The sequence below is a fragment of the Salinibacterium sp. SWN1162 genome (genome assembly GCF_015864675.1).
Classification (GTDB): Bacteria; Actinomycetota; Actinomycetes; order Actinomycetales; family Microbacteriaceae; genus Rhodoglobus.
In genome coordinates this window covers 847,266-869,029 of record NZ_JADYWT010000001.1, presented here as the reverse complement: position 1 = coordinate 869,029, position 21,764 = coordinate 847,266, and the positions used below count along the sequence as shown (strand labels likewise).

Genomic DNA, 21,764 nt, shown 5'->3' with positions numbered 1-21,764 from the left:
AGGTCCTGTGAACACAGCGGAATATCGCCGCACGCAGCGGAAAAACCGATGGGGAGTGCTCCTAGCGCTACTTATTGCGCTTTCTGCCGCTTTCTCTCTGATGTCCCTGCCAGCTATGGCCGACGAAATCAACGTCGACGAATACGACAACAGCATCATCGGTAACGTCAAGCTCAATAGCGAGGCTCTCGAGGGTGTACTACTCACCGTCTCCGGAGGCGGCTATGAGGTTGAGGTAGCCACGGATGCTGAAGGTCGCTGGAAAGTAGGCGTGCCCGAAGGCGACGAGTTCGTCGTCACCCTCGACGAAACCACTCTGCCTGACGGCATTGCAGTGATCGACGAGACCGGCGAAGACGACACTCCCAACGAGAAGGAAGCGATGATCGGCCCGAGTGGCTCGACCGTCATGAACTTCTTCATCGGTCGCGGTGAACGAAACGTCACGAGCTTCTTCGATCAGTTCGTTGAGCGCATCGTCAACGGTGTCAACTTCGGTTTGATGCTCGGCCTTGCTGCCATCGGCATCTCCCTCGTCTATGGAACCACTGGGCTCTCCAACTTTGCGCACGCAGAAATGGTGACCTTCGGTGCGGTGATGGCGCTCATAGTCTCGGTCGACCTCGGTTGGCCCATCTGGATTGCGATCCCCCTTGCCGTCCTCCTCAGTGCCGGCTTCGGGTGGACTCTCGATGCCGGGCTCTGGAAACCTCTCAGAAAGAGGGGCGTCGGCGTCGTTCAGCTCATGATCGTCTCAATCGGACTTTCGCTGGCACTGCGCTACACATTCCAGTACTTCCGCGGTGGCGGAACCGAGCAGCTGCCCGGCTCTGACTCCCCCGACATCCCGCTCTTCGGATCGGTGTCGCTTAGCCAAACCAACATGATCAGCATGGTCGTCAGCATCGTCGTGATCGTGATCTTCGCGTGGTGGCTGGTGAAGACCAAGATCGGTAAGGCAACCCGAGCGGTGTCTGACAACCCGTCGCTCGCCGCAGCATCCGGCATCGACGTCGACCAGGTCGTGCGCGTTGTCTGGATTCTCGCCGCAGCGATGGCCGGCCTTGCCGGTGTTCTCTGGGCCTACTTCCGCCCGGGCATCCGTTGGGACATGGGAGCGCAGATTCTGCTGCTCGTCTTCGCCGCGGTTACCCTCGGTGGACTCGGAACAGCCTTCGGCGCGCTGGTCGGCTCGATCATCGTCGGAATCCTTGTGGAGACCTCGAGTCTCTTCATTCCGTCCGACCTGAAATATGTGGGTGCACTCGTAGTACTCATCGTCATCCTGCTGTTTAGACCTCAGGGCATCCTGGGTCGCAAAGAGAGAATAGGTTAGGGGCCGCACATGGATATTCTGCAAATTCTCTCCAACACCGGGTCATCGCTGATTGCACCCGCAACGATCGGATACGCCCTCGCGGCGCTCGGTCTCGCTATGCACTTCGGCTTCACCGGTCTGCTCAACATGGGTATGGCTGCCTTCATGGCAATCGGCGCCTATGGCTACGCGATCTCAATCCTCACCTTCGGTTTCCCGTGGTGGGGCGGCATGCTCGTCGGTATCGGCGGCTCGCTCGTGTTCGCACTCATCCTCGGTATTCCCACCCTGCGTTTGCGCGGTGACTACCTCGCGATCGTGACGATTGCTGCGGCCGAGGTTGTGCGTCTGTTGTTCCTGACCACGACCTTCGACAAGTACACCGGTTCCGCCGATGGACTGAGCGGCTACCACGCGAGCTTCCGCTCGTTCAACCCCATTCCGGATGGCACCTACGGCTTCGGCCCCTGGGAGTACAACGCCAACGGTTGGTGGGTTCGTATCTTCGGAATCGCCGTACTCGCGCTTGCCGCGTTCATCCTCTGGGCCGTTATGCGTAGCCCCTGGGGTCGCGTCATCAAGGGAATTCGTGAAGACGAAGACGCCGTGCGCGCCCTCGGTAAGAACGTGTTCTCGTACAAGCTGCAGTCGCTGATGCTCGGCGGTGTCTTCGGAGCGATGGGTGGAATCATTTACGCCCTGCCCGCGTCGGTAAACCCCGGCGTGTATGTGACGTCGCTCACGTTCTTCGTGTACACCGCACTACTGCTCGGTGGAGCTGCGACGATCTTTGGACCGATTCTCGGTTCAGTGATCTTCTGGGCGGTGCAAACCTTCCTGAGCAACCTGCTTCCCGCCATGGTCAACATCGGCCTCTTGCCGTTCATGACCACGACGCAGTCGCAGACGGTGCGTTTCATCCTTGTGGGTGTGGCGCTGATGTTGCTCGTGATCTACCGACCACAGGGCATCCTCGGCAACAAGAAGGAGCTGACCTTTGTCAAGTAACGACATGCCGGCTGCGCCGGTGGAACGCGCAAAAACTACAGGGCTTCACAAGGGCGAGATCGTTGCCGGTGTCGCCAAGGTTGATCCGATCATCATCGCTGATGGCATCCGTCGCACCTTCGGTGGTCTGACCGCTGTCAATGTCGACCACGTCGAGATTCCCCGCAATGCGATCACCGCGTTGATTGGTCCGAACGGTGCCGGCAAGACGACACTGTTCAACCTCTTGACCGGCTTCGACAAGCCCGACGCGGGTAAGTGGACGTTTGACGGTCACTCCCTCGCGGGCATGGGGGCGCACAAGGTTGCACGACTTGGCCAGGTGCGTACGTTCCAGCTCACGAAGGCTCTTGGACTCCTCACGGTGCTCGAGAACATGAAACTCGGCGCGAAGGATCAGATCGGGGAGAACATCTTCCGCGGCATGATTCCCGCTCTCTGGCGCAAGCAAGAAGCCGAGATCGAAGAGCGCGCGATCGTTCTGCTCAAGAAGTTCAAGCTCGATGCCAAGTCGTCAGACTTCGCCGCCAGCCTCTCCGGCGGTCAGCGCAAGCTTCTTGAAATGGCGCGCGCCCTCATGAGCCAGCCGACTCTGGTGATGTTGGATGAGCCGATGGCCGGCGTCAACCCCGCGTTGACCCAGTCGCTGCTCGACCACATCTTGGATCTCAAAGACGAGGGCATGACCGTGCTCTTCGTGGAGCACGACATGCACATGGTGCGTCACATCGCCGACTGGGTGATCGTGATGGCTGAGGGCCAGGTCGTTGCTGAAGGGCCGCCCGATGAGGTCATGAAGAACCAAGCCGTCATCGATGCGTACCTCGGTTCGCATCAGGATGTCGACCTCGGCGTGGTCACTGGCCGCATCGAAGGCGAGCTCAACACGGCCGCGATCGATCTCGTCGAAGAGGTAAAAGAACTCGACGAGAATATCGCTAAGCGCAAGGAGACTGGCAAGTGAACGCTATCCCCACCGAGAACGCGGTAGTCCACGTCAAGGACCTCACCGCGGGCTACCTCCCGGGCGTGAACATCCTGAACGACTGCAACTTGGTCGCCAACCCGGGTGAGCTCATCGGAATTATCGGACCGAACGGTGCTGGCAAGTCGACCCTGCTGAAGGCCATCTTTGGCCAAGTTCAGGTTCGCGGCGGAACCATCAGTTTGAACGGTGACGATATCACTGGACTCAAGGCAAACAAGCTTGTGTCGCGCGGTGTTGGCTTTGTTCCTCAGAACAACAACGTGTTCCCGAGCCTGACCATTGAAGAAAACCTTCAGATGGGGCTGTACCAAAACCCGAAGATCTACGACGAGCGCCTCGAGTTCGTCACCGGTATCTTCGCTGAGCTGAAATCGCGCTTGAAGCAGCGCGCGGGTTCGCTCTCGGGTGGTGAGCGCCAAATGGTCGCGATGTCGCGAGCACTCATGATGGACCCCCACGTTCTTCTTCTCGACGAGCCGTCCGCTGGACTCTCGCCGGTGAAGCAGGATGAGGCGTTCATCCGGGTATCGGAGATCAACAAGGCCGGCGTTACGACGATCATGGTCGAGCAAAACGCTCGTCGTTGCCTGCAGATCTGTGACCGCGGTTACGTTCTCGACCAGGGTCACGATGCCTACGAAGGCACCGGGCGCGAGCTATTGAATGACCCCAAGGTCATCGGGCTCTACCTGGGAACCCTCGGCACCTAGCCACACGCTGCACATAAGGCCCCATCCGGATTCGTTCGGATGGGGCCTTTTTGGTGCGCCGTGAGCGGCAGTGAGGCTCAAGCAAGGCCACACAGCAGCATCCTGCTCCCCCACCACAGCGCCCGCAGCGCTCAGAGACGTTCTGAGCGGTTGTTTCGTACCGAACCATCTATGAGTACGTCGGGACGGGGTAACGCGCTTACAGTGCGACCTGATGCAGTTTCACGTTTGACTCGAGTGCGGTGATGACAGTGAAACGCTTTCAGGGTCACTCAACGACACATGCGCGGGGCAACGCTGCACCCGACTTCGTGAACACGCCTCAGAGGGCACGCGAGGCCCACAGGGAAGACCCAGTTCGCGCCACCACAGTCCCGCACACGAAAAAGGCCCCAACCCGCGAGGGGTTGGGGCCTTCTCTTAGCGAAAGCTAGGTCTCAGTGAGACTTAGAAAGCGCTGTAGGTGTTGTCGTCGCCGTACTGGTAGATACCAACCTTGGCCTCAGTCGGGTCACCGAGGTCGTCGAAGGTGATCGGACCGGAGATGCCGTCGTAGTCAGCTACGCCGCCACCGTTGATGATTTCAGCACAGTCAGCGAAGGTGGTGCACTTCTCGCCGTTGCCAGAGCCACCCGATACTTCCTGAAGCTTCTCGGCAATTGCTGCGGAGTCGGTCGAGCCGGCTGCGAGCGATGCGAGAGCAAGAAGGATTACCGAGTCGTAGGACTCTGCTGCGTAGCTGAACTCTTCGAGCTCAGGCTGGCCGGACTCTACGTAGAACTCGTTGAGCGACGTTGTGAAGTCGGCAATCGTGTCTACGCTGAGGCCGGGGAGGGTTCCCTTGGCGCCGGTGAGGGTGCCCGCAGCGAATTCGTCACCGAAGTTCGCGAGGTTACCGTCTACGAAGTAGAGGTTCTCAGCGGGGAAGCTGCTGACGATGCTCGGGAGCATGGTCGACACTTCTTCGAAGGTGATTAGTGCGATGGCGTCAGGGTCAGAAGCAAGAACTTCGGAGATCTGAGCATCGAACGTGGTGTCACCGGTGTTGTAGGTGGGCTGCGAAACAACTTCACCGCCGGCTGCTTCGAATGCTTCCTGCGTGTAGCCAGCGAGGCCGGTTCCGTAGGAGTCATTGAGAACAATCATGCCGAGGGTCTCGTGACCATCGCCAGCGATCAGGTTACCGAGAACCTCACCCTGGAGCACGTCGGAAGGCGCGGTACGGAAGTACAGTCCCTTGTCGTCGTAGTCCGTGAATGCGGCCGAGGTGTTTGCCGGCGAGAACTGAATTACTCCAGCGCCAACAACCTGGTCGATGAACTGAAGCGAAACACCCGAGGATGCTGCACCAAGAATTGCGGAAACGTCTTCACCGAGCAGGCGAGGGATTTCAGTCTCGTATGCCTTGTTGTCGGTGTCACCGGAGTCACCCTGAATCAGTTCGACCTGGATGCCGGCGTCTGCTTCATTGATCTGCGACTTTGCGTACTCGGTTCCTGCGATCTCGGGCGGGCCGAGGAATGCGAGGTTGCCGGTTACGGGCAGTGCCGTTCCGAGCTTCAGCGACAGTTCGCCACCCTCGGAACCTGTGGAAGTTTCTCCGTCAGTGCTTGCACAGCCGGCCAATACCAGTGCACTTGCACCGACAATTGCGAGACCGCTCAACAGGGTCCGCTTGGACCGTGAAGGGGAGGCCGTAGCCTTCGCGAATACGCTCATGTTGCTCCTTGCGTTTCGAATGTGTTCAGGAATCAAACGTGGCACCACTGTGTCACCACACTGTCAAGCTATGCCCACCCGAGACGTCTGCACAATACATCTGTACTACAGCCTTGTAACGCTCTTCGAATCGTTACCATTCGTAGACTTTTGGAAAACGCAGGTTTTACTTAGCCGATTCGGGTGTACACGTTGTCGCTACCGTACTGGTAAATCCCGATGATGGCGCCCTGTGGGTCGCCATTGTCACTGAGGGTTATCGGGCCTGAAACACCGTCGTAATCTACCGTGCGGCCATCGAGCACAATCTTCGCGGCATCCGCAAAGTTGAGAGCAACCTCACCATCACCACTTCCGCCCGACACCTCTTGCAGAGCGCTTGCGATAGCTGTACCCGAGGTGTCTTGTGACACCAATGCAGCGAGACTCGCAAGAATTACGGCGTCGTAACTTTCGGCGGCGTAGCTGAAGTCCTTCAAGCTCGGGTCTATTTCGAGCAGACGGTCCGTGAAGTCCGTAATCGTGTCGATGTCGAGCCCTGGTTGGGTGACTATCGAGTCAGTGAGGGCTCCCTTGGTGAAGTCCGAGTCGCGATCGCCAAGCGAGAGGCCGGTGAAGAACAGCTGATCTCCTGAGTATCCGGCCTTGATGAACGCCTTAGCGATCTTCTCGGCTTGCTTAGAACCGACAATTGCTACCGCATCAGGCTTCGCTTCGATCGCAGCATCAATCGTGTCGGTGAGGCCGGTGGCCTTGTCATTAATAGTCTCTTGGTAAATGACTTCGCCGCCTCCCCGCAAGAAAGTTTCACTGACGGCGCGGGGAAGAAGCGGGCCGCACAACGCATCCTCCGAGAGAATCGCGATAGAGCCGTCAACTCGCTCGGCCATAGCGGCCCCGAGCGCGGAACCTTCGAGCGCGCAGGACGGGGAGGTGCGCCAGTACAGCTGGCTGTCGTCGTAGTTCGAGAAGTCCGGAGAGTCATTCGCCGGCGAGATCTCCACGACTCCGGCAGCAGTGATCATGTCGACCACTTTTTTTGAGATGCCGTTCGAGAGACCACCGATGATCACCGTCGCGCCGGCATCGAGCAGCTCCGTTGCTGCATCTTCGGGAGTCGAGTCGCTGGAGTCGCCGGAGTCGCTGGTCTCTACGTTCACGACGAGTTTGGCATTGGCGTCATTGACGTCTTGTGCCGCGAGAGCGATCGCCGCCGACACTGCGGGGCCAAACTTGTCGAGCGCCCCAGATTCAGGCACGAGTGCACCGATCGTCAGTGTGAGGTCTTTGGGCGCGGGGCGCTCCTCAACAGGCTCCTCTGCTGAGCATCCGCTCAACACGAGCACAGCGGCGAGTACGCCAGCAACTGTCGCGAACCCACGGCGGGTTCGGCGCGACTTGGGTGATCCTACGAAAACGGATGTCATCACAGTCGCTCCTCTCTACCGCCCAATACAGACAGCGGCATAGTTACGGTAGTGGTCAATCCTGAAAAAGCGAACTCTGGAGGGCCAATCCGTACCCCAAAAAGCCACCCCGGTGCGGGAGGCACCCGAACTAGCCAAACACGCCACCGCTCTTGTACTCGAATTTGTTCTCGCCGTCATACGTGTAATAGCCCCAGAAAGCGGGCTCAACGTTTCCGTCCGGTGTGAAGTTCACCGGGCCAGAAACCCCGTCGTAATCGATGTCGTTTGTTGTTGCGAGAACATCAAGGCACTCAGCAAAACTCAAACACTTCACGCCATTTTTTGAGACGTCATAGAGCGAACCGGCAATCGCAGCGCCCGCGTCATCCTGAGCGACGATCGCCGCCAGCACTGCGAGCATCGTCGCGTCATAGGCTTCAGCGGCATACCGGTAGCTGGTGAGCGTGGAGTCTGTTGCTGTGAGCGTGGAGATGAACGACTTGGCAGGCTGGTAGCCCTCGATCACTCCACGAACTCCTTTGAGGGTTCCATTCTTGAACGCCTGTGAATAGTCCCCCGTGTTGAGCGACGTGAGCCATAGCTCAGATCCGGTGAAGCCAGCGCCGATGAGTTTTTCGATGAGAGCTTTGGTTGCCTTCTCCGAGTCATAGGTGGATCCAACCACGACCACATCGGGGGCCGAGTCCTTCAGACTCGCCACGATCTCATCGAACTTTGTGGTCGAACTTTCGAACACTTTATCCGCCACAAGCTCGCTGTCATACTCGGCGAGCGCAGTCACCACCGTGTCGTGAAGCGCCGCACCTTGCTCGTCCGCCACATACACGAGTGCGACTTTCTTCGGAGTCTCCCCGCCAGCGAGCGCAGCTGCGAGTGCGTACGCCTGCTGGTCATACGCGGGGATAGTGCGGAAAAAATAGCCGCCGTCAAAAACGTCGTCGAGACTCGAGAACGTCGCGGCCGGAGATATGACCGGAATTTGTGCGTCGATAGCCAGCGGAATTACCCGCTGCGCCAGTGCCGATGATGACGGCCCAATTACTACGTCGACATCTTTCGACACGAGGGTCGCGAAGTGAGACTCCAACTTCGTGTTCTTGGCCTCGCCAGAGTCGACCGCCACAATTTCTACGGGCTCGCCGTTCACTCCCCCGGCAGCGTTCACCTCTTTCACCGCAGCCGCTACTCCCGCTTTCTGAGCGGGAGCTAAAAAGGAAAAGGTGCCGCTCGTGGGGAAAATCGTGCCGATGCGCAGCACGCCATCGCCCGTGCGAACGATTTGCGGGGCGGGTGTTGCCGTGGCCGACGCGACTGCGGGAAGCGATGGCGTCGGAGGCGGCGCGGGAGCGCTGCAGGCGGCAAGGGCGCACGCGACCACCGCTGCGACGACCGCAGCTCGAGTCGAACGAGATCTCGTCATTTCCCTGCCTTCCTCGGCATGCGCTCCTCGGGTGAGGGCGGGCCTTCAGACGAATACTACGGTGCCCCGGGCGCCTCGGCGGCGGAACCCAGCCGCGTGCGGGACGAGTGACGGAACAGATCAAAAGTGAGAATGGCCAATGCCAGCCACACGATTGCGAAACCCAACCAGCGTTCTGGCGGCATTGTCTCGTGAAAAATGAAAACGCCGACGATGAGCTGCAGGATGGGGGCAAGATACTGCGCCAAACCCATGTAGGTGAGAGGGAGCCGACGCGCCGCGGCAGCGAACAGAATCAGCGGCGTCGCAGTGACTACGCCCAGGAAGAGCGTCAACGTCAGGTGTCCGGCACCGGCAGTGCCCACAGTGAGCTGCCCGTCGACGGAGAGCACGATCAAGGCGACGACGGCAATCGGAGCAAGGAATGCCGTCTCAACGGCCAGACCGCCGATAGCATCCGCTTTCGGTCCAACATTCTTTTTGACAAGGCCGTAGAAACCGAAACTGAATGCAAGGCCGAGAGCGATCCAGGGAAAACTGCCGTAGCTGATCGAGAGCACCAGCACGGCAAACGCACTAATCGCGAGAGCTATCCATTGGAGCGGACGCAGTCTTTCGCGCAAAATGACAACACCGAGCAGCACCGTGACGATCGGATTGGTGAAATAGCCGAGCGAAGCTTCCACGACGTGGCCGTTGAGGCTCGCGTAGACATAGATGAGCCAGTTGACGACAACGAACGCTCCACCGAGGCCGAGAGTCCAAAAAGTTTTGCGATCGCGAATGATCGCGAGCACGCGCCGATACCCGCGGGTGAATACCAACAAAATTGCGCAAAATACGAGCGAGAGCACAATGCGCCACGCGACAATCTCGATCGCGCCCGATTCCTTGAGCAGGAAGAATACGATCGGCAGCCCGCCCCACAGCGCATAGGCGGAGACAGCAAAGCCGAGACCGCTCGAAGAAACGCGGTCGGTTGCGGGCGCAGGAGAAGTCACCTGTAAATCCTAGGGCTGGCGACGAACCGTCTGCGCCATCCTCGGCTCTGAGTCATCGCCCCGCCCATTTCTGCGGGGACGACGAAAGCCCAGAGCCGAGGCTCTGGGCTTTCGCATTGTCACGCCGCGAACGGCGGACAAGAAATGAGTATCGCGTTAGCGAACGACTACTGCGAGAACGTCGCGAGCCGAAAGTACGAGAAGGTCTTCTCCGCCGTACTTCACCTCGGTTCCGCCGTACTTGGAGTAGATGACCTTGTCGCCTACAGCGATGTCAAGCGGCACGCGGTTTCCGTTGTCGTCAATGCGACCGGGACCTACGGCGACTACTTCGCCCTCCTGGGGCTTCTCTTTCGCAGTGTCAGGAATGACGAGCCCAGACGCGGTGGTCTGTTCTGCATCGACCTGCTTGATAACAATGCGATCCTCGAGCGGCTTAATGGACACCGACACGTTTGACCTCTTTCTAAAAGTGCTTGGGCTGGCACACTCCGTGCAGGAGTGCCAGATCAACTATACGGCTTGGTTGGCACTCGATCAACGTGAGTGCCAATTCGGATACGGATACGGTTAGAGAATGAATCAGAGCGAATTGCGCGAGCTACTTTCAGCCGAAGGCCTTCGCCTCTTGGACTCGTTGCCGACCTGGCAGTCGAGTGACGAAATTGTGCGCACCGTGGCCGAGCTGCGCAAAGCTGGCCATAGTCCCGGTCTCGTTGCCGCAGTTCTGAGCCAATCGAAACTTCGCGCAAAAGCCACGGGCAAATTTGGGCCGTTCGCCGAACGAATGCTCTTCACCGAAGCCGGGCTCGAGCAAGCAACGCGGCTCTCCGTTGCGGCTCAGCACGCTGGCCGCTTCGCGAAGGCGGGAGTGAAATGGGTCGCTGATCTCGGCTGCGGCATCGGCGCGGATGCTCTCGCCATTGCCGCCCTCGAACTCAACGTCACCGCCGTCGAACGCGATGAGACCACCGCCGCTATTGCTGCCTTCAACCTCGCCCCCTGGAATAACGCTCAGGTAGTTCACGGTGATGCCGAGTCTGCCGACCTCACCGGTATCGACGGCATCTACCTCGATCCCGCCCGCCGCGATGCTCGCGTGCGCCTCACCAACCCCGCCGACTGGACCCCGTCACTCGACTTCGCCTTCGGCCTCGCCGAGCGCTACCCCACCGGCATCAAGCTCGGCCCGGGCATCGATCGCGACCTCATCCCGCACGACGCCGAAGCCCAATGGGTATCGGTCGGCCGCGACGTCGTCGAACTGGGACTCTGGTTCGGGGCAGTGGCTCGCCCCGGCATCCGTCGCGCTGCGCTCGTCATCGGCGATCACGGCACCGCCGAGCTCACGGCGGCCGCCGACAGCGAAGACGAAGCTGCGGGAGAGTTGGGACAGTACCTTTACGAGCCAGACGGCTCCGTCATCCGCGCCCGCCTCATCGGTGATCTTGCTCGGCAGCTAAACGGTCGCATGCTCGATACCTCCATCGCCTATTTCAGCGCGGATGCCGCAGTCCCGACCCCGTTCGCTAGTTGCTTCGAGATTGTGGCCGATTTTGCTCTCGACAAACGCACGCTCAAGAAGGAGCTGGCCAACCGTAAAATCGGGACTCTGGAAATCAAAAAGCGCGGGGTCGATATCGACCCCGCGACTTTCAGAACGTCTCTCTCGCTCAAGGGCGAGAACAGCGCAACGCTGATTCTTACGCGTGTAGGAGGTAAACGTCGCGCCCTGCTCGCACAGCGAACGACGTTTACCGAAACCTCAGCAACGACGGTTTAGTAGCCGTCGTAGTAGGAACCACCAAAGCTATTGCTCGATATGAAAAAGAAGAAAACGATCCACCCGATCACGGTGAGAAGGCCCAGAGCGACCGCGACGTAACCCGTGATGAGGCCGGTGAGCCAGAAGGCGCGCGCGTGGGGCTGCTTCTTCTGTGCCAGGTGGCCCAGGATGACTGCGGCCACTCCGGGCACAAAACCGAGCGCCATGAACGTAAGCACGATGCTGGCGATTCCCGTGGCCATCGACGCGATCGACAGTCCCTGTGGTGGACCAGCCGGAACCGGCGTGTAGGCGGCCTGACCCGGAGTCGCGTGAGGTGAGTAGCCGGGAACCGGAGTGCCGCTCGCTGCGGCGTAGGGGTCGGAAGGCGAAGCAACGGGAGCCGCCTGAGGAGCAGGAAGCGCCGCCTCAACCGGAGGAGCCGCAGCGGGAGCAGCGGGAGCAGCGGGAGCAGCCGCAGCCGCAGCAGGAGCAACAGGCGGCACCGGAGGAACAGGCGGCACACTCGCGGCCGCATCAGCATCAACGCTCGGTGCCGGAACAGTCGTTGCAGCCGGAGGCGTCTCGTTGGATGCGGCGGTCTTTGCGGCAGCGGTGGTGGCGGCCGTCGTTTTGGCTGCCGCCGCCTTTGTAGCGGCGGCCTTGGTCGTGGCCGCGGCTTTGGTTGTGGCGGCCTTGGTCGGAGCAGCTTTAGAGGTCGTCGTCTTCTTGGCTGCAGGCTTCGCTGCAGTCGCCGACGAGGCGGTGGTGGCTTTCTTCGCCGCGGGCTTCTTGGCGGAGGGTGTGGCCTTCGCGAGCGGGGCATCCGACGTTGAGGATGCGGAGGGCGAGACGATCGGCGGGATAGCGCCGTCTGAGTTATTGGTAGCCATGCGCACACTTTAGCAAGTGCGCCTTACAACGAAAGGGCCCGCGCGTCTGCACAGGCCCTTTCGTAGACAACTGCGGAGCTTAGTAAGAGTTAACGCCATCCAGCGACAAAGCGATAACAAAGAGAATTCCGAGAATGAGCGCGACGACGAAGCCGAGGTAACCAAGGATCAGACCGATGATGGCGAGCACCTTGCCCTGCTCACCCGTCTTCTTGATCTGGCTCATGCCAATGTGGCCCGTGATAATACCGACGAGGCTCAATCCGATAACCGAGGTGACGAGCGAGACGATGGACAGGACGTTCCACTTGGCAACCGGTGCGCCAACAGGTGCTGCGGCGTAGGGGGTGGGTTCTGACATGACGAAGTGCTCCTTATTAAATGGCGGGGCCGATTGCGGCCCCACTATATTCTCAGCCTGATAGAAGCCTGTCAACGCAGGATGAACAGGCTCTAGAGGGGCGCTAGGCCTGAATCTGGGTTACCGGCAGGGTCGAATCGGCGCTAAACCCCAACGTGGAGGGGCTCTTGCCTGCCATCACCAGTTGGGCGCCCAATGCGGCGATCATTGCCCCGTTATCCGTGCAGAGCGACAAAGGCGGGATGCGCAGCTCGATACCAGCGGCCGCGCAGCGCTCTGCCGCGAGCTCCCGCACGCGCGCATTCGCGACGACTCCGCCGCCGAGAAGCAACCGCGGCACATCGCGATCGATACAGGCCGCGACGGCCTTGGTGAGAAGAATATCCACGACAGCCTCACGAAAGCTCGCGGCAACATCCGCTTGCGAGAAATCAGTTCCGGCATCTTGCTCACGCTCAACCCAGCGGGCAACCGCAGTCTTGAGACCCGAGAATGAGAAGTCGTAGCGGTGACGCTCGAGATCTTTCGATCGGCTCAGACCGCGCGGAAAACGGATAGCCGTGGGGTCACCGGTCGCGGCAACGCGGTCGATCTCGGGCCCGCCGGGATACGGAAGACCGAGCAGCCGCGCCACCTTGTCGAACGCTTCTCCCGCGGCGTCGTCAATCGTCTCGCCGAGCAATTCGACATCCGCTACAAGGTCTCGCACGTGCAGCAACGAGGTATGCCCACCCGACACAAGCAGTGCGATGGTGGGCAGATCAATCTCAGTGCCATCGTCGCGAAGAACGTCAGCCCCGACGTGCCCGACGAGGTGATTGACGGCGTAAAGCGGCTTACCCGTGGCCACAGAGAGCGCTTTCGCCGCCGCAATCCCGACCATAAGGGCTCCGGCAAGCCCTGGCCCGCTCGTTACCGCGATCGCATCGAGTTCGCTGAGTTCGACGCCCGCTTCAGCAAGCGCCTGCTCAAGAGCCGGCTGAATCGCCTCGAGGTGAGCGCGCGCTGCAACCTCTGGCACCACTCCCCCATACCGAGCATGCTCGTCCATTGATGACGAAATCACATTCGCCAACAGCTGGTTGCCGCGAACAATACCGATACCCGTCTCGTCACAGCTTGTCTCGATACCCAGCACGAGCGGGTTGGTGGTGTTACCCGGAGTCACCCCCGACAGCGCAGACTGAAGGTTTTCGCTAGAGACGGTGGCCGCTGCGGCTCCCGCGCTCACTGGCCGACCGCCGGAGCTAGTTTCGGTTCAGGAATCGTCAGTTGCATCACGATGGCATCCACCCCATCCGGCTGATAATAGTGAGGGCGTACAGCGATGCGCTCGAAGCCGAGCGAGTCATACAGGCGTTGCGCCGAGGGGTTGTCGTCGCGCACTTCGAGAAATAGCTCGGCGGCGCCACGATCGCGCGCCTCCACCATAAGCGCGTGCATCAGAGCACGACCAATTCCATGGCGGCGAGCATCCGGAGCAACCGCAATGGTTTGGATGTCGGCCTGGCCCGAGCGGTACGGGGCGCGTAAGCCCGCGTAAGCCTTCACCACGGCGGGCTCCGTGAGCGTTGTCGCGACAAGGTAATAACCGTGGTTATCACCGAGCTCGCCCCGCATCATGTCGCTCGACCATGCATCGTTGGCGAACTCGCTCGCCTCAATCGCCATAATGGCGTCGAGGTCGTCGATCGTAGCGCGGCGCAGTTGCCAACTCATGCGGTGACTCGTTTCGGTCCTGCGGAAAGGGTGACGTCGGGAGAGCGCAAATAGAGCGCCTCTTCACCGGCGAACGGACGATCGTTATCACGAAGCAAGTGAGCGAGGCGTGCGAGCCGCGAGGCGTGCACCGGCTCGGTGTCCCGCAGCGCGAAGTGCTCGAAACCGGGCACGCTCGTGGCGAGTTCGGCGGCGGATGCCAAGGCAGGGCCCTCGACGAGTACCGGCAAGCCTGCGGCATCCGACCCCTCGTAGGTTGACCAGTACAGTTCTTTGCGGCGCGCGTCAGTCGCGATAACGACGGGCTCGGTTTCGCCGAGTGCGAGAGCGTCATGGGTGACCACTGGAAACAGCGGCAGACCGGCACCGAAGGCGAAAGTCCGAGCCGCCACGATGCCCACGCGCAGGCCGGTAAAGGGACCAGGGCCCATTCCCGCCACGACACCGGTCAGGTCGGTTACAGCAATTCCCGCGTCGGCGAGGGTGCTGTGGATGAAATCGCCGACTACCTCGGCATGCTTACGAGTGTCGAGAGAATCGCGTTCCGCGCGCACCACACCGTCGGTGCCCACGACCGCCACGGTCGTGCCCGCCGAGGTATCAATCGCTAACAGCATTGAGCCACTCCATATCTGTCCACCGCGGGCCAGTGCCCGTCACGGTCACCGTGCGCGGTTCTATGGCCTCGTCGTCGAAGTCGTCGAGGGGGTCGAGGGCGTCGTCGGCCCCGGTGTCGGTGTCGGTTTCCGTTTCCGTTCCCGTTCCCGTTCCCGGGAGATGGTGGGCGTTCGCGCCGCCACCGATCGGGCGGGCGATGTCGACGGTGAGCCAGCTGTCGCTCACACCGTCGAGCAATCCGGCGCCCCATTCCACGATCACGATGGATGCTTCGAAGTCGATGTCGAGGTCGTCGAGTTCGACCGCGCTACCAAGACGGTACGCATCGACATGAACGAGTGGCGGAGCGTGGTGGGGCGACAGTTCCACACCGGCGTCATCCAGTCGCGGATGCGTGCGCGCCAGCACAAACGTCGGACTCGTGACCGTGCCTCGGATGCCGAGAGTCTCGCCAATCGCGCGCGTCAGGGTTGTCTTGCCAGCCCCGAGCTCACCATTGAGCAACACGAGATCGCCGGCTCCCAATCGAGCAGCAATAGCTGCTCCGAGTTCAGCCATGCGATCGGGGGTGGCTACAGTAAAGGTGGTCATGATTCGTACCTGCGCGTCACCCGAGGCCCGATTCGGGTCACGATTTCGTAGTTGATGGTGTCGGCCGCTTCGGCCCAGTCATCGGCACTCGGCACTGACGCGGCAGGATCGCCGAAGAGGATCGCTTCGTCGCCGATCGCGACGGTTGCGTCTGCCATGTCCACCACGATCTGATCCATCGCTACGCGGCCTGCCACGCGACCGACGGCGCCGTTAATTGAAACTGGTCCCCGGTTCGAGGCCTGACGCGGAATGCCGTCGCCATAACCGAGCGGAACAAGGGCAAGCGTCGTATCGCGCTCGCAACGGTACGCGTAACCATAGGAGACCCCTGAGCCGGCCTTAACGCGCTTGACTGAAATGACGGGAGCGCTAAGCGTCATTGCCGGAACGAGTCCGAGAGCGGCGACATCCACATCGGTGGCGGGCGAGAGCCCATAGCTCGAGATTCCCACCCGAACGAGGTCAAAGCGAGCCGCCGGATGCTTGATCGCGCCCTCCGAAGCAGCAAGATGCCGCAACTCGGGGCGTAGGCCGACCGATTCAGCCATCGCAATCGCGGCAGAGAACTGCTCGATCTGTTCAAGATCATGTTCGGCACCGGCATTGGCGAGGTGACTCCACAGCCCACGCACGCGGATACGACCCGCAAGCTCGTGGGCGACGGCAGCCTCGAAAAACTGGTGCCACTCATCCAGAAAAGCACCGTTGCGGTGCAGGCCGGTGTCTACCTTGAGGTGCACGAAGGCGGTGTCGGATGTCGCGGCAACCTCAGTCAGCTGAGCAAGGCTGCTCACCCCGAGGTCGATATCCGCGCGCACCGCGTCACCGAATGCTGCGCCCGGCTGATGCAACCACGCTAAGAGTGGAGCATCGATTCCTGCCGCGCGCAGAGCGAACGCTTCGTTGAGGTCAGCAACTCCGAGCCAATCGGCACCGCCGGCAAGAGCCGCTCGCGCGCTGGCAAACGCCCCATGGCCATAGCCGTCAGCTTTGACAACGGCCATGACTTTAACAGGCGCGACAAGAGCACGCAGCACTTCGATGTTGTGGCTGATGGCCGCAGTATTGATCGTCGCGAGTCGAAGATCGCTCATGGGGTGGCCTCCGCAATGACATAGGCGATCGCGATTCCCGCGTCGTGGCTCATCGAAAGATGAACCGAGGTAATTCCCCGACGATCAGCAATATCTTTCGTCGAGTTGTGGAGCTCGAGCGAGGGATTTCCCAGTGCGTCCGACACGACTCGCATGTCGTGCCAGGTGACTCCGCTCGAATCTCCCAGCGCCTTAATGAGCGCTTCTTTCGCTGCGAATCTTCCAGCGAGCGATCGAAGCGGGCGGGGTTTGCCCTCTTTGAGCTGTTCGCTCTCAGAGAACAGGCGCGCTGTGAGGGTCGGTGTGCGCTGCAACGCACGCTCGAAGCGGGCGATGTCGACGACATCCACACCGATCCCCACGATCACGATGAAACCTATTCGACGGTGACAGACTTCGCGAGATTGCGAGGCTGGTCGACGTCGAGTCCCTTCGCAGCAGAAAGCTCCATACCGAAGATGTGCAGCGGGATGACAGCAAGCAGAGGCTCGAAGAACGAACCAGCGAGAGGAATCGGGATGACTTCGTCGGCGAATGGAAGCACCGCCGCGTCGCCCTTCTCAGCGATAGCAATGACGCGAGCGCCCCGAGCACGGATCTCCTGAATGTTGGAGACGACCTTCTTGTGAAGCGAATTCGGGTCGCGCGGGCTGGGAACGATCACAAAGACAACCTGGCCGGGCTCGATGAGCGCGATAGGGCCGTGCTTAAGCTCGCCAGCGGCGAAACCTTCAGCGTGAATGTAGGCGAGTTCTTTGAGCTTGAGAGCACCTTCGAGCGCGACCGGGTAGCCGACGTGGCGACCGAGGAAGAGCACCGACTGAGTGTCCGTCATCCAGTGCGCTAGCTGCTTGATCGACTGCGAGGTAATGAGAACTTCGGAGATTTTCTCGGGCACAGCTTGAAGCTCTGCCACGTTTTCGCGAATCCCTTCGTCGCTGAGCGTGCCGCGCACGCCGGCGATGTGAAGACCGATGAGGTACAGCGCCGTCACCTGCGCGACGAAAGCCTTCGTAGATGCCACAGCGACCTCGGGGCCCGCATGCGTGTAGACCACCGCGTGCGACTCGCGCGGAATCGTTGCGCCGTGCGTGTTGCACACCGAGACAACCTTCGCCCCCGACTCCATCGCGAATTTGACCGCCATGAGCGTGTCCATCGTTTCGCCGGACTGGCTGATCGAGATAACAAGCGTGCGCTCGGTCAAAATCGGGTTGCGGTAACGGAACTCGTGAGCGAGCTCTACATCAACAGGAACGCGAGCCCACGCCTCGATGGCGTACTTGCCCAGCATGCCGGCGTAGGCCGCAGTTCCACACGCAACTACGACGATACGGTCGATGTTGGCGATGACCTCGTCGCCGAGAGGGTCAAATTCGGTGAGCTTGACCAGACCATCCTGAACACGACCAAGAATCGTGTTGGCTACGGCATCCGGCTCTTCGCTGATTTCCTTAGCCATGAAGCTCGACCAACCGCCCTTTTCAGATGCCGAAGCATCCCACGCGATGTCGAACTCTTCGAAGTCGACGGCGTTGCCGTCAAAGTCGGTTACCAGCACGGTATCGGGGCGGATCGTTACGATCTGATCCTGGCCGACAGCAACCGCGCGACGGGTGAACTCCACAAAGGCGGCGACGTCGGAACCCATGAAGTTTTCACCGTCGCCCAAGCCGATGACCAAAGGTGAATTGCGGCGGGCGCCGACAACAACACCGGGCTGATCTTTGTGGATGGCAAGAAGGGTAAACGCACCTTCCAATCGCGCCACGACCGCCTGCATCGCAGCAGTGATATCACCGGTCTTGTTGTACTCACGGCCGACGAGGACAGCGGCGACCTCGGTGTCCGTCTCGCTTTCGAACGTCTCGCCGTCGAGAAGCAACTCATTCTTCAGCTCGGAGAAGTTTTCGATAATTCCGTTGTGAATGAGCGCGAGCTTGTGGTCGGTGCTCAAGTGCGGGTGAGCGTTGACGTCGGTCGGGCCACCGTGAGTTGCCCACCGCGTGTGGCCGATACCGGTCGTTCCGTTATTGAGCGGAGTAGCGTCAAGATCATCGAGGAGAACTTGGAGCTTGCCAGCGCGCTTGCGCGTTCCGAGCTCACCGTCCTCATCAATAATCGCCACACCGGCGGAGTCATAACCCCGGTATTCGAGACGCTTGAGACCGCCGAGGAGAACCTCAAGGCTTTTGTTGTTACCGACGTAACCGACAATTCCACACATGGAAACGAGTTTAGTTCCCCAAACTGGGTATCTGCGCGCAGATAGGATGTTCCGGATGCATGAACATGGCTCCGGACACAGTCACATTTCTCCTTTTTTTGACATCGATCGGAGCGATTGGGCTGAACTTGCCCCCAAGATGAAAGTTCCCCTCACCCAGGCGGAGCTCATTGAGTTGCGCGGTTTGGGCGATGAACTCGATCTCACTGAGGTCGCCGAGGTGTATTTGCCCCTCAGCCGCCTGCTCAATTTGTACGCCGAGAGTGCTCAGCGACTTCACGCCGCCACTACCCAATTCTTGGGAGCAACCACGTCGAGCACGCCCTTCGTGATTGGCGTTGCGGGTTCTGTCGCCGTCGGCAAATCGACGATTGCGCGCCTTCTCCGCGAACTTCTCTCCCGCTGGGAGGGAACACCTCGTGTCGAGCTCATCACGACCGACGGGTTTCTGCACCCCAACGCCGAACTCGAACGCCGCGGCATCCTCGAACGCAAAGGCTTTCCCGAGAGCTACGACCGTCGAGCTCTACTGCGCTTCGTCAGCAAGATCAAAGCGGGCGAGCCAGAAGTGCGCGCACCGTTCTACTCCCACTTGGCGTACGACATCGTCCCGGATGCGACGGTGACCGTGCGTAAGCCTGATGTTCTCATCGTCGAGGGTCTCAATGTGCTCCAACCGCCTATCGCGGGTAAGAACCTCGCCGTAAGCGACCTCTTCGACTTCACTATCTATGTGGATGCTCGAACCAGCGATATTGCGCGCTGGTACGAGGAGCGCTTCCTGCGTCTACAGCGCGGCGCCTTTAGCAACCCGCGCTCGTACTTTCACCGCTTCGCCGACCTCGACGAAGACGCCGCCCGTGCCCGAGCCCGTGAGGTGTGGAAGCGTACCAACGAGCCCAATCTCACGCAGAATGTTCGCCCGACTCGGCCTCGTGCCTCGCTCATCTTGCGCAAGGACGCCGATCACGCCGTCTCGAAAGTTCTGCTGCGCAAGACCTAGTAGCTGAGCTGGGCGCGAACGACCGCGGCAAGACGGTCAGCCATGTGCTGAGCGACTTCTTGATGTTCCGCTTCGACCATGACGCGCACCATAGGCTCCGTTCCGGATGCCCGCAAAAGCACGCGCCCGGTGTCACCCAATTCCGCCTCGACAACGGCAACCGCGTCGGCGATGACCGAGTCTGAACCGAGCGAGTGGTGATCTACTCCGCGCACGTTCACGAGAACCTGCGGGTAGACCGTCATGACAGCCGCAAGCTGTGCAAGCGTTTTGCCGGTGCGAGCCATTTCGGCTACCAGGTGCAATCCCGTGAGGATGCCGTCGCCGGTGGTCGCAAACTTGGTCATGATGACGTGACCGGATTGTTCGCCACCGAGGGAGAGCCCGCGGGCCCCCAGGGCTTCGAGAACGTAGCGGTCGCCGACCTTGGTCTCGAGCATCTTGATGTTGTGCTCTGCCATCGCGCGGCGGAGTCCCAAGTTGCTCATGACGGTCGCGACGAGCGTGCGGTCGTGGAGTACACCGCGTTCGGCCATCGATACCGCCAGGATCGCCATGATCTGGTCGCCATCAACAATGTTGCCCTCTTTGTCGACCGCGAGGCACCGGTCGGCGTCACCATCGTGAGCGATTCCGACGTCGGCGCCGTGCGAGAGAACCGCAGAAGCGAGGTTGTCGAGATGCGTAGATCCGACTCCATCATTGATGTTGATGCCATCAGGATCGGCACCGATTACGGTGACCTTGGCCCCGGCATCCGTGAATACCTGTGGTGAGACGCCTGCCGCTGCGCCATGAGCACAGTCGAGCACGACGTGGATGCCGGCAAGCTGATTTGGCAACGTCGACAACAGGTGAACGACGTAGCGATCTTCAGCATCGGAGAAGCGGCGGATGCGGCCGACCTCAACGCCGGTCGGAGCGAGGCTCGGAGCGGCGAGAGCGGCTTCGATGCGGTCTTCGACCTCATCGGGAAGTTTGGTGCCGCCCTGACCGAAGAATTTGATTCCGTTGTCAGGAGCGGGATTGTGCGACGCGGAGATCATGACTCCGAGGTCGGCTTTGAAGTCTGCAACAAGAAACGCTGCTGCCGGGGTGGGGATTACTCCGGCGTCGAAGACATCGACGCCCGAGCTCGCGAGCCCCGCGGATACTGCGGCGGAAATAAATTCGCCGGATACGCGGGGGTCGCGTGCGACAACGGCAACCGGTCGGCGGCCTGAAGCGCGCCGACCATCAGCAACGCGGCCTTGGCCCAGGACGACTGCTGCCGCCTGAGCCAGACCGAGCGCAAGCTCGACAGTAAGATCACTGTTCGCTAAGCCGCGAACACCATCCGTACCAAAAAGACGTGCCATGCGTTATCGCTAGCAGGGAAAGCGGGTTAGCGCTTCGAGAACTGCGGAGCCTTACGGGCCTTCTTGAGTCCAGCCTTCTTGCGCTCCTTGACGCGAGCGTCGCGAGAGAGGAAGCCATGCTTCTTCAAGATTGCGCGGTTGTTCTCTTCGTCAATCTGGTTGAGCGAACGAGCGATACCGAGACGCAGTGCGCCGGCCTGACCCGAGGGGCCACCACCGGTGATGCGTGCGATGACGTCGTAACCGCCGAGCAGGTCAAGAACCTTGAACGGATCGTTGATGAGCTGCTGGTGAAGCTTGTTGGGGAAGTACTCGGCGAGCTCACGGCCGTTAACCGTGATGGTGCCCGAACCGGGAATGAGACGCACGCGGGCGATAGCCTGCTTGCGACGTCCTACGGCTGCGCCGGGAACGGTGAGAACGGGGCGAGGTGCGCTGGGCGCCTCAACTGCTGCCGACTCGGTCGTGTACGACTCGGGTGCACCCTCGGTGATTGAATCTTCGATCTTAGCCACTGTAATAAGTCCTTTAATTCTTT

The 21,764-nt window shown here is 60.5% G+C and carries 22 protein-coding genes; 6 read left to right on the top strand and 16 right to left on the bottom strand.

Translation table 11 applies throughout. The features are described 5' to 3' along the window. The first annotated feature begins 55 nt into the window (after positions 1 to 55). Genes I6E58_RS04080 through I6E58_RS04065 form a run of 4 tightly spaced genes read left to right on the top strand, consistent with a single transcriptional unit; the run spans position 56 to position 4,024 of the window. Positions 56 to 1,336 carry a branched-chain amino acid ABC transporter permease gene (locus tag I6E58_RS04080; RefSeq protein WP_197130662.1) on the top strand — a complete coding sequence of 427 codons (1,281 nt, stop codon included), beginning with the start codon at positions 56 to 58 and terminating at the stop codon, positions 1,334 to 1,336. Between the two features lie 9 nt (positions 1,337 to 1,345). Then, entirely contained in the window at positions 1,346 to 2,326 is a 981-nt protein-coding gene (locus I6E58_RS04075; protein ID WP_197130659.1) for a branched-chain amino acid ABC transporter permease, read from the top strand. Between the two features lie 4 nt (positions 2,327 to 2,330). Continuing rightward, entirely contained in the window at positions 2,331 to 3,290 is a 960-nt protein-coding gene (locus tag I6E58_RS04070; RefSeq protein ID WP_374189188.1) for an ABC transporter ATP-binding protein, read from the top strand. Then, positions 3,287 to 4,024 carry an ABC transporter ATP-binding protein gene (locus I6E58_RS04065; protein WP_129072162.1) on the top strand — a complete coding sequence of 246 codons (738 nt, stop codon included), beginning with the start codon at positions 3,287 to 3,289 and terminating at the stop codon, positions 4,022 to 4,024. The genes I6E58_RS04070 and I6E58_RS04065 overlap by 4 nt, the downstream gene beginning before the upstream one ends. 447 nt (positions 4,025 to 4,471) lie before the next feature. On the opposite strand, the gene I6E58_RS04060 is transcribed toward I6E58_RS04065, so the two are convergent. From I6E58_RS04060 to groES, 5 genes are all read right to left on the bottom strand, one after another. Next, positions 4,472 to 5,743 (bottom strand): ABC transporter substrate-binding protein, encoded by a 1,272-nt coding sequence (locus I6E58_RS04060; RefSeq protein WP_197130653.1) that lies wholly within the window; start codon positions 5,741 to 5,743, stop codon positions 4,472 to 4,474. Positions 5,744 to 5,913: 170 nt separating this feature from the next. After that, entirely contained in the window at positions 5,914 to 7,170 is a 1,257-nt protein-coding gene (locus I6E58_RS04055; protein WP_197130650.1) for an ABC transporter substrate-binding protein, read from the bottom strand. A 130-nt stretch (positions 7,171 to 7,300) separates the two neighbouring features. Then, the gene (locus I6E58_RS04050) at positions 7,301 to 8,593 is read right to left on the bottom strand and encodes an ABC transporter substrate-binding protein (protein WP_197130647.1); all 1,293 of its coding nucleotides are present in this window, start codon (positions 8,591 to 8,593) and stop codon (positions 7,301 to 7,303) included. Positions 8,594 to 8,649: 56 nt separating this feature from the next. Then, on the bottom strand, positions 8,650 to 9,594 hold the full coding sequence (rarD, locus tag I6E58_RS04045; protein ID WP_197130644.1) for an EamA family transporter RarD: 945 nt from the start codon (positions 9,592 to 9,594) through the stop codon (positions 8,650 to 8,652). Positions 9,595 to 9,750: 156 nt separating this feature from the next. Beyond that, positions 9,751 to 10,047 carry a co-chaperone GroES gene (gene groES / locus I6E58_RS04040; protein ID WP_100388242.1) on the bottom strand — a complete coding sequence of 99 codons (297 nt, stop codon included), beginning with the start codon at positions 10,045 to 10,047 and terminating at the stop codon, positions 9,751 to 9,753. A 124-nt stretch (positions 10,048 to 10,171) separates the two neighbouring features. Here groES and I6E58_RS04035 point away from each other — a divergent pair, with 124 nt between their 5' ends. After that, positions 10,172 to 11,377: a class I SAM-dependent methyltransferase gene (locus tag I6E58_RS04035; RefSeq protein WP_197130641.1), complete on the top strand. Its 1,206-nt coding sequence runs from the start codon at positions 10,172 to 10,174 to the stop codon at positions 11,375 to 11,377. Here I6E58_RS04035 and I6E58_RS04030 read toward each other — a convergent pair. The 9 genes from I6E58_RS04030 to glmS all read right to left on the bottom strand — a co-directional run bounded on the left by I6E58_RS04030 (position 11,374) and on the right by glmS (position 18,865). Further along, positions 11,374 to 12,252, bottom strand: a complete 879-nt coding sequence (locus I6E58_RS04030) for a DUF4190 domain-containing protein (RefSeq protein ID WP_197130638.1) — start codon at positions 12,250 to 12,252, stop codon at positions 11,374 to 11,376. The two genes, I6E58_RS04035 and I6E58_RS04030, sit on opposite strands and share 4 nt — an antisense overlap. Positions 12,253 to 12,331: 79 nt before the next feature. Continuing rightward, a complete protein-coding gene (locus tag I6E58_RS04025) occupies positions 12,332 to 12,613 on the bottom strand; it encodes a DUF4190 domain-containing protein (RefSeq protein WP_197130635.1) in 282 nt (93 codons plus the stop codon). Positions 12,614 to 12,716: 103 nt separating this feature from the next. Next, entirely contained in the window at positions 12,717 to 13,748 is a 1,032-nt protein-coding gene (gene tsaD, locus I6E58_RS04020) for a tRNA (adenosine(37)-N6)-threonylcarbamoyltransferase complex transferase subunit TsaD (RefSeq protein WP_197132823.1), read from the bottom strand. A 92-nt stretch (positions 13,749 to 13,840) separates the two neighbouring features. Beyond that, a complete protein-coding gene (gene rimI, locus I6E58_RS04015) occupies positions 13,841 to 14,332 on the bottom strand; it encodes a ribosomal protein S18-alanine N-acetyltransferase (RefSeq protein WP_129072169.1) in 492 nt (163 codons plus the stop codon). Then, positions 14,329 to 14,949, bottom strand: a complete 621-nt coding sequence (gene tsaB, locus I6E58_RS04010) for a tRNA (adenosine(37)-N6)-threonylcarbamoyltransferase complex dimerization subunit type 1 TsaB (RefSeq protein WP_197130632.1) — start codon at positions 14,947 to 14,949, stop codon at positions 14,329 to 14,331. The genes rimI and tsaB overlap by 4 nt, the downstream gene beginning before the upstream one ends. Then, positions 14,933 to 15,541, bottom strand: coding sequence for a tRNA (adenosine(37)-N6)-threonylcarbamoyltransferase complex ATPase subunit type 1 TsaE (gene tsaE, locus I6E58_RS04005; protein WP_197130629.1), 609 nt, complete (start codon positions 15,539 to 15,541; stop codon positions 14,933 to 14,935). The genes tsaB and tsaE overlap by 17 nt, the downstream gene beginning before the upstream one ends. Next, a complete protein-coding gene (gene alr, locus I6E58_RS04000; protein ID WP_197130626.1) occupies positions 15,538 to 16,638 on the bottom strand; it encodes an alanine racemase in 1,101 nt (366 codons plus the stop codon). The genes tsaE and alr overlap by 4 nt, the downstream gene beginning before the upstream one ends. After that, positions 16,635 to 17,006 carry a holo-ACP synthase gene (locus I6E58_RS03995; protein ID WP_197130622.1) on the bottom strand — a complete coding sequence of 124 codons (372 nt, stop codon included), beginning with the start codon at positions 17,004 to 17,006 and terminating at the stop codon, positions 16,635 to 16,637. Before I6E58_RS03995 ends, alr begins: the two co-directional genes overlap by 4 nt. An 8-nt stretch (positions 17,007 to 17,014) precedes the next feature. After that, positions 17,015 to 18,865 carry a glutamine--fructose-6-phosphate transaminase (isomerizing) gene (gene glmS, locus I6E58_RS03990; protein WP_197130619.1) on the bottom strand — a complete coding sequence of 617 codons (1,851 nt, stop codon included), beginning with the start codon at positions 18,863 to 18,865 and terminating at the stop codon, positions 17,015 to 17,017. Positions 18,866 to 18,920: 55 nt separating this feature from the next. Between glmS and coaA the strand changes: the two genes are divergently transcribed. After that, positions 18,921 to 19,868, top strand: coding sequence for a type I pantothenate kinase (gene coaA, locus I6E58_RS03985; protein ID WP_197130616.1), 948 nt, complete (start codon positions 18,921 to 18,923; stop codon positions 19,866 to 19,868). Here the strand turns inward: coaA and glmM are convergent. After that, on the bottom strand, positions 19,865 to 21,226 hold the full coding sequence (gene glmM / locus I6E58_RS03980) for a phosphoglucosamine mutase (protein ID WP_197130613.1): 1,362 nt from the start codon (positions 21,224 to 21,226) through the stop codon (positions 19,865 to 19,867). The two genes, coaA and glmM, sit on opposite strands and share 4 nt — an antisense overlap. A 26-nt stretch (positions 21,227 to 21,252) precedes the next feature. Continuing rightward, entirely contained in the window at positions 21,253 to 21,741 is a 489-nt protein-coding gene (gene rpsI / locus I6E58_RS03975) for a 30S ribosomal protein S9 (protein WP_197130610.1), read from the bottom strand. Positions 21,742 to 21,764: the final 23 nt, after the last annotated feature.

What these genes read in the sequence shown, in the direction of transcription:
- glmS (WP_197130619.1), bottom strand. Translation starts at nt 18,865, where the DNA reads ATGTGTGGAATTGTCGGTTACGTCGGTAACAACAAAAGCCTTGAGGTT.
- tsaB (WP_197130632.1), bottom strand. Translation starts at nt 14,949, where the DNA reads ATGCTGTTAGCGATTGATACCTCGGCGGGCACGACCGTGGCGGTCGTG.
- alr (WP_197130626.1), bottom strand. Translation starts at nt 16,638, where the DNA reads ATGAGCGATCTTCGACTCGCGACGATCAATACTGCGGCCATCAGCCAC.
- coaA (WP_197130616.1), top strand. Translation starts at nt 18,921, where the DNA reads ATGCATGAACATGGCTCCGGACACAGTCACATTTCTCCTTTTTTTGAC.
- I6E58_RS04035 (WP_197130641.1), top strand. Translation starts at nt 10,172, where the DNA reads ATGAATCAGAGCGAATTGCGCGAGCTACTTTCAGCCGAAGGCCTTCGC.
- I6E58_RS04050 (WP_197130647.1), bottom strand. Translation starts at nt 8,593, where the DNA reads ATGACGAGATCTCGTTCGACTCGAGCTGCGGTCGTCGCAGCGGTGGTC.
- I6E58_RS04030 (WP_197130638.1), bottom strand. Translation starts at nt 12,252, where the DNA reads ATGGCTACCAATAACTCAGACGGCGCTATCCCGCCGATCGTCTCGCCC.
- I6E58_RS04025 (WP_197130635.1), bottom strand. Translation starts at nt 12,613, where the DNA reads ATGTCAGAACCCACCCCCTACGCCGCAGCACCTGTTGGCGCACCGGTT.
- glmM (WP_197130613.1), bottom strand. Translation starts at nt 21,226, where the DNA reads ATGGCACGTCTTTTTGGTACGGATGGTGTTCGCGGCTTAGCGAACAGT.
- rimI (WP_129072169.1), bottom strand. Translation starts at nt 14,332, where the DNA reads ATGAGTTGGCAACTGCGCCGCGCTACGATCGACGACCTCGACGCCATT.
- tsaE (WP_197130629.1), bottom strand. Translation starts at nt 15,541, where the DNA reads ATGACCACCTTTACTGTAGCCACCCCCGATCGCATGGCTGAACTCGGA.
- I6E58_RS04075 (WP_197130659.1), top strand. Translation starts at nt 1,346, where the DNA reads ATGGATATTCTGCAAATTCTCTCCAACACCGGGTCATCGCTGATTGCA.
- I6E58_RS04070 (WP_374189188.1), top strand. Translation starts at nt 2,331, where the DNA reads ATGCCGGCTGCGCCGGTGGAACGCGCAAAAACTACAGGGCTTCACAAG.
- I6E58_RS04060 (WP_197130653.1), bottom strand. Translation starts at nt 5,743, where the DNA reads ATGAGCGTATTCGCGAAGGCTACGGCCTCCCCTTCACGGTCCAAGCGG.
- I6E58_RS04055 (WP_197130650.1), bottom strand. Translation starts at nt 7,170, where the DNA reads ATGACATCCGTTTTCGTAGGATCACCCAAGTCGCGCCGAACCCGCCGT.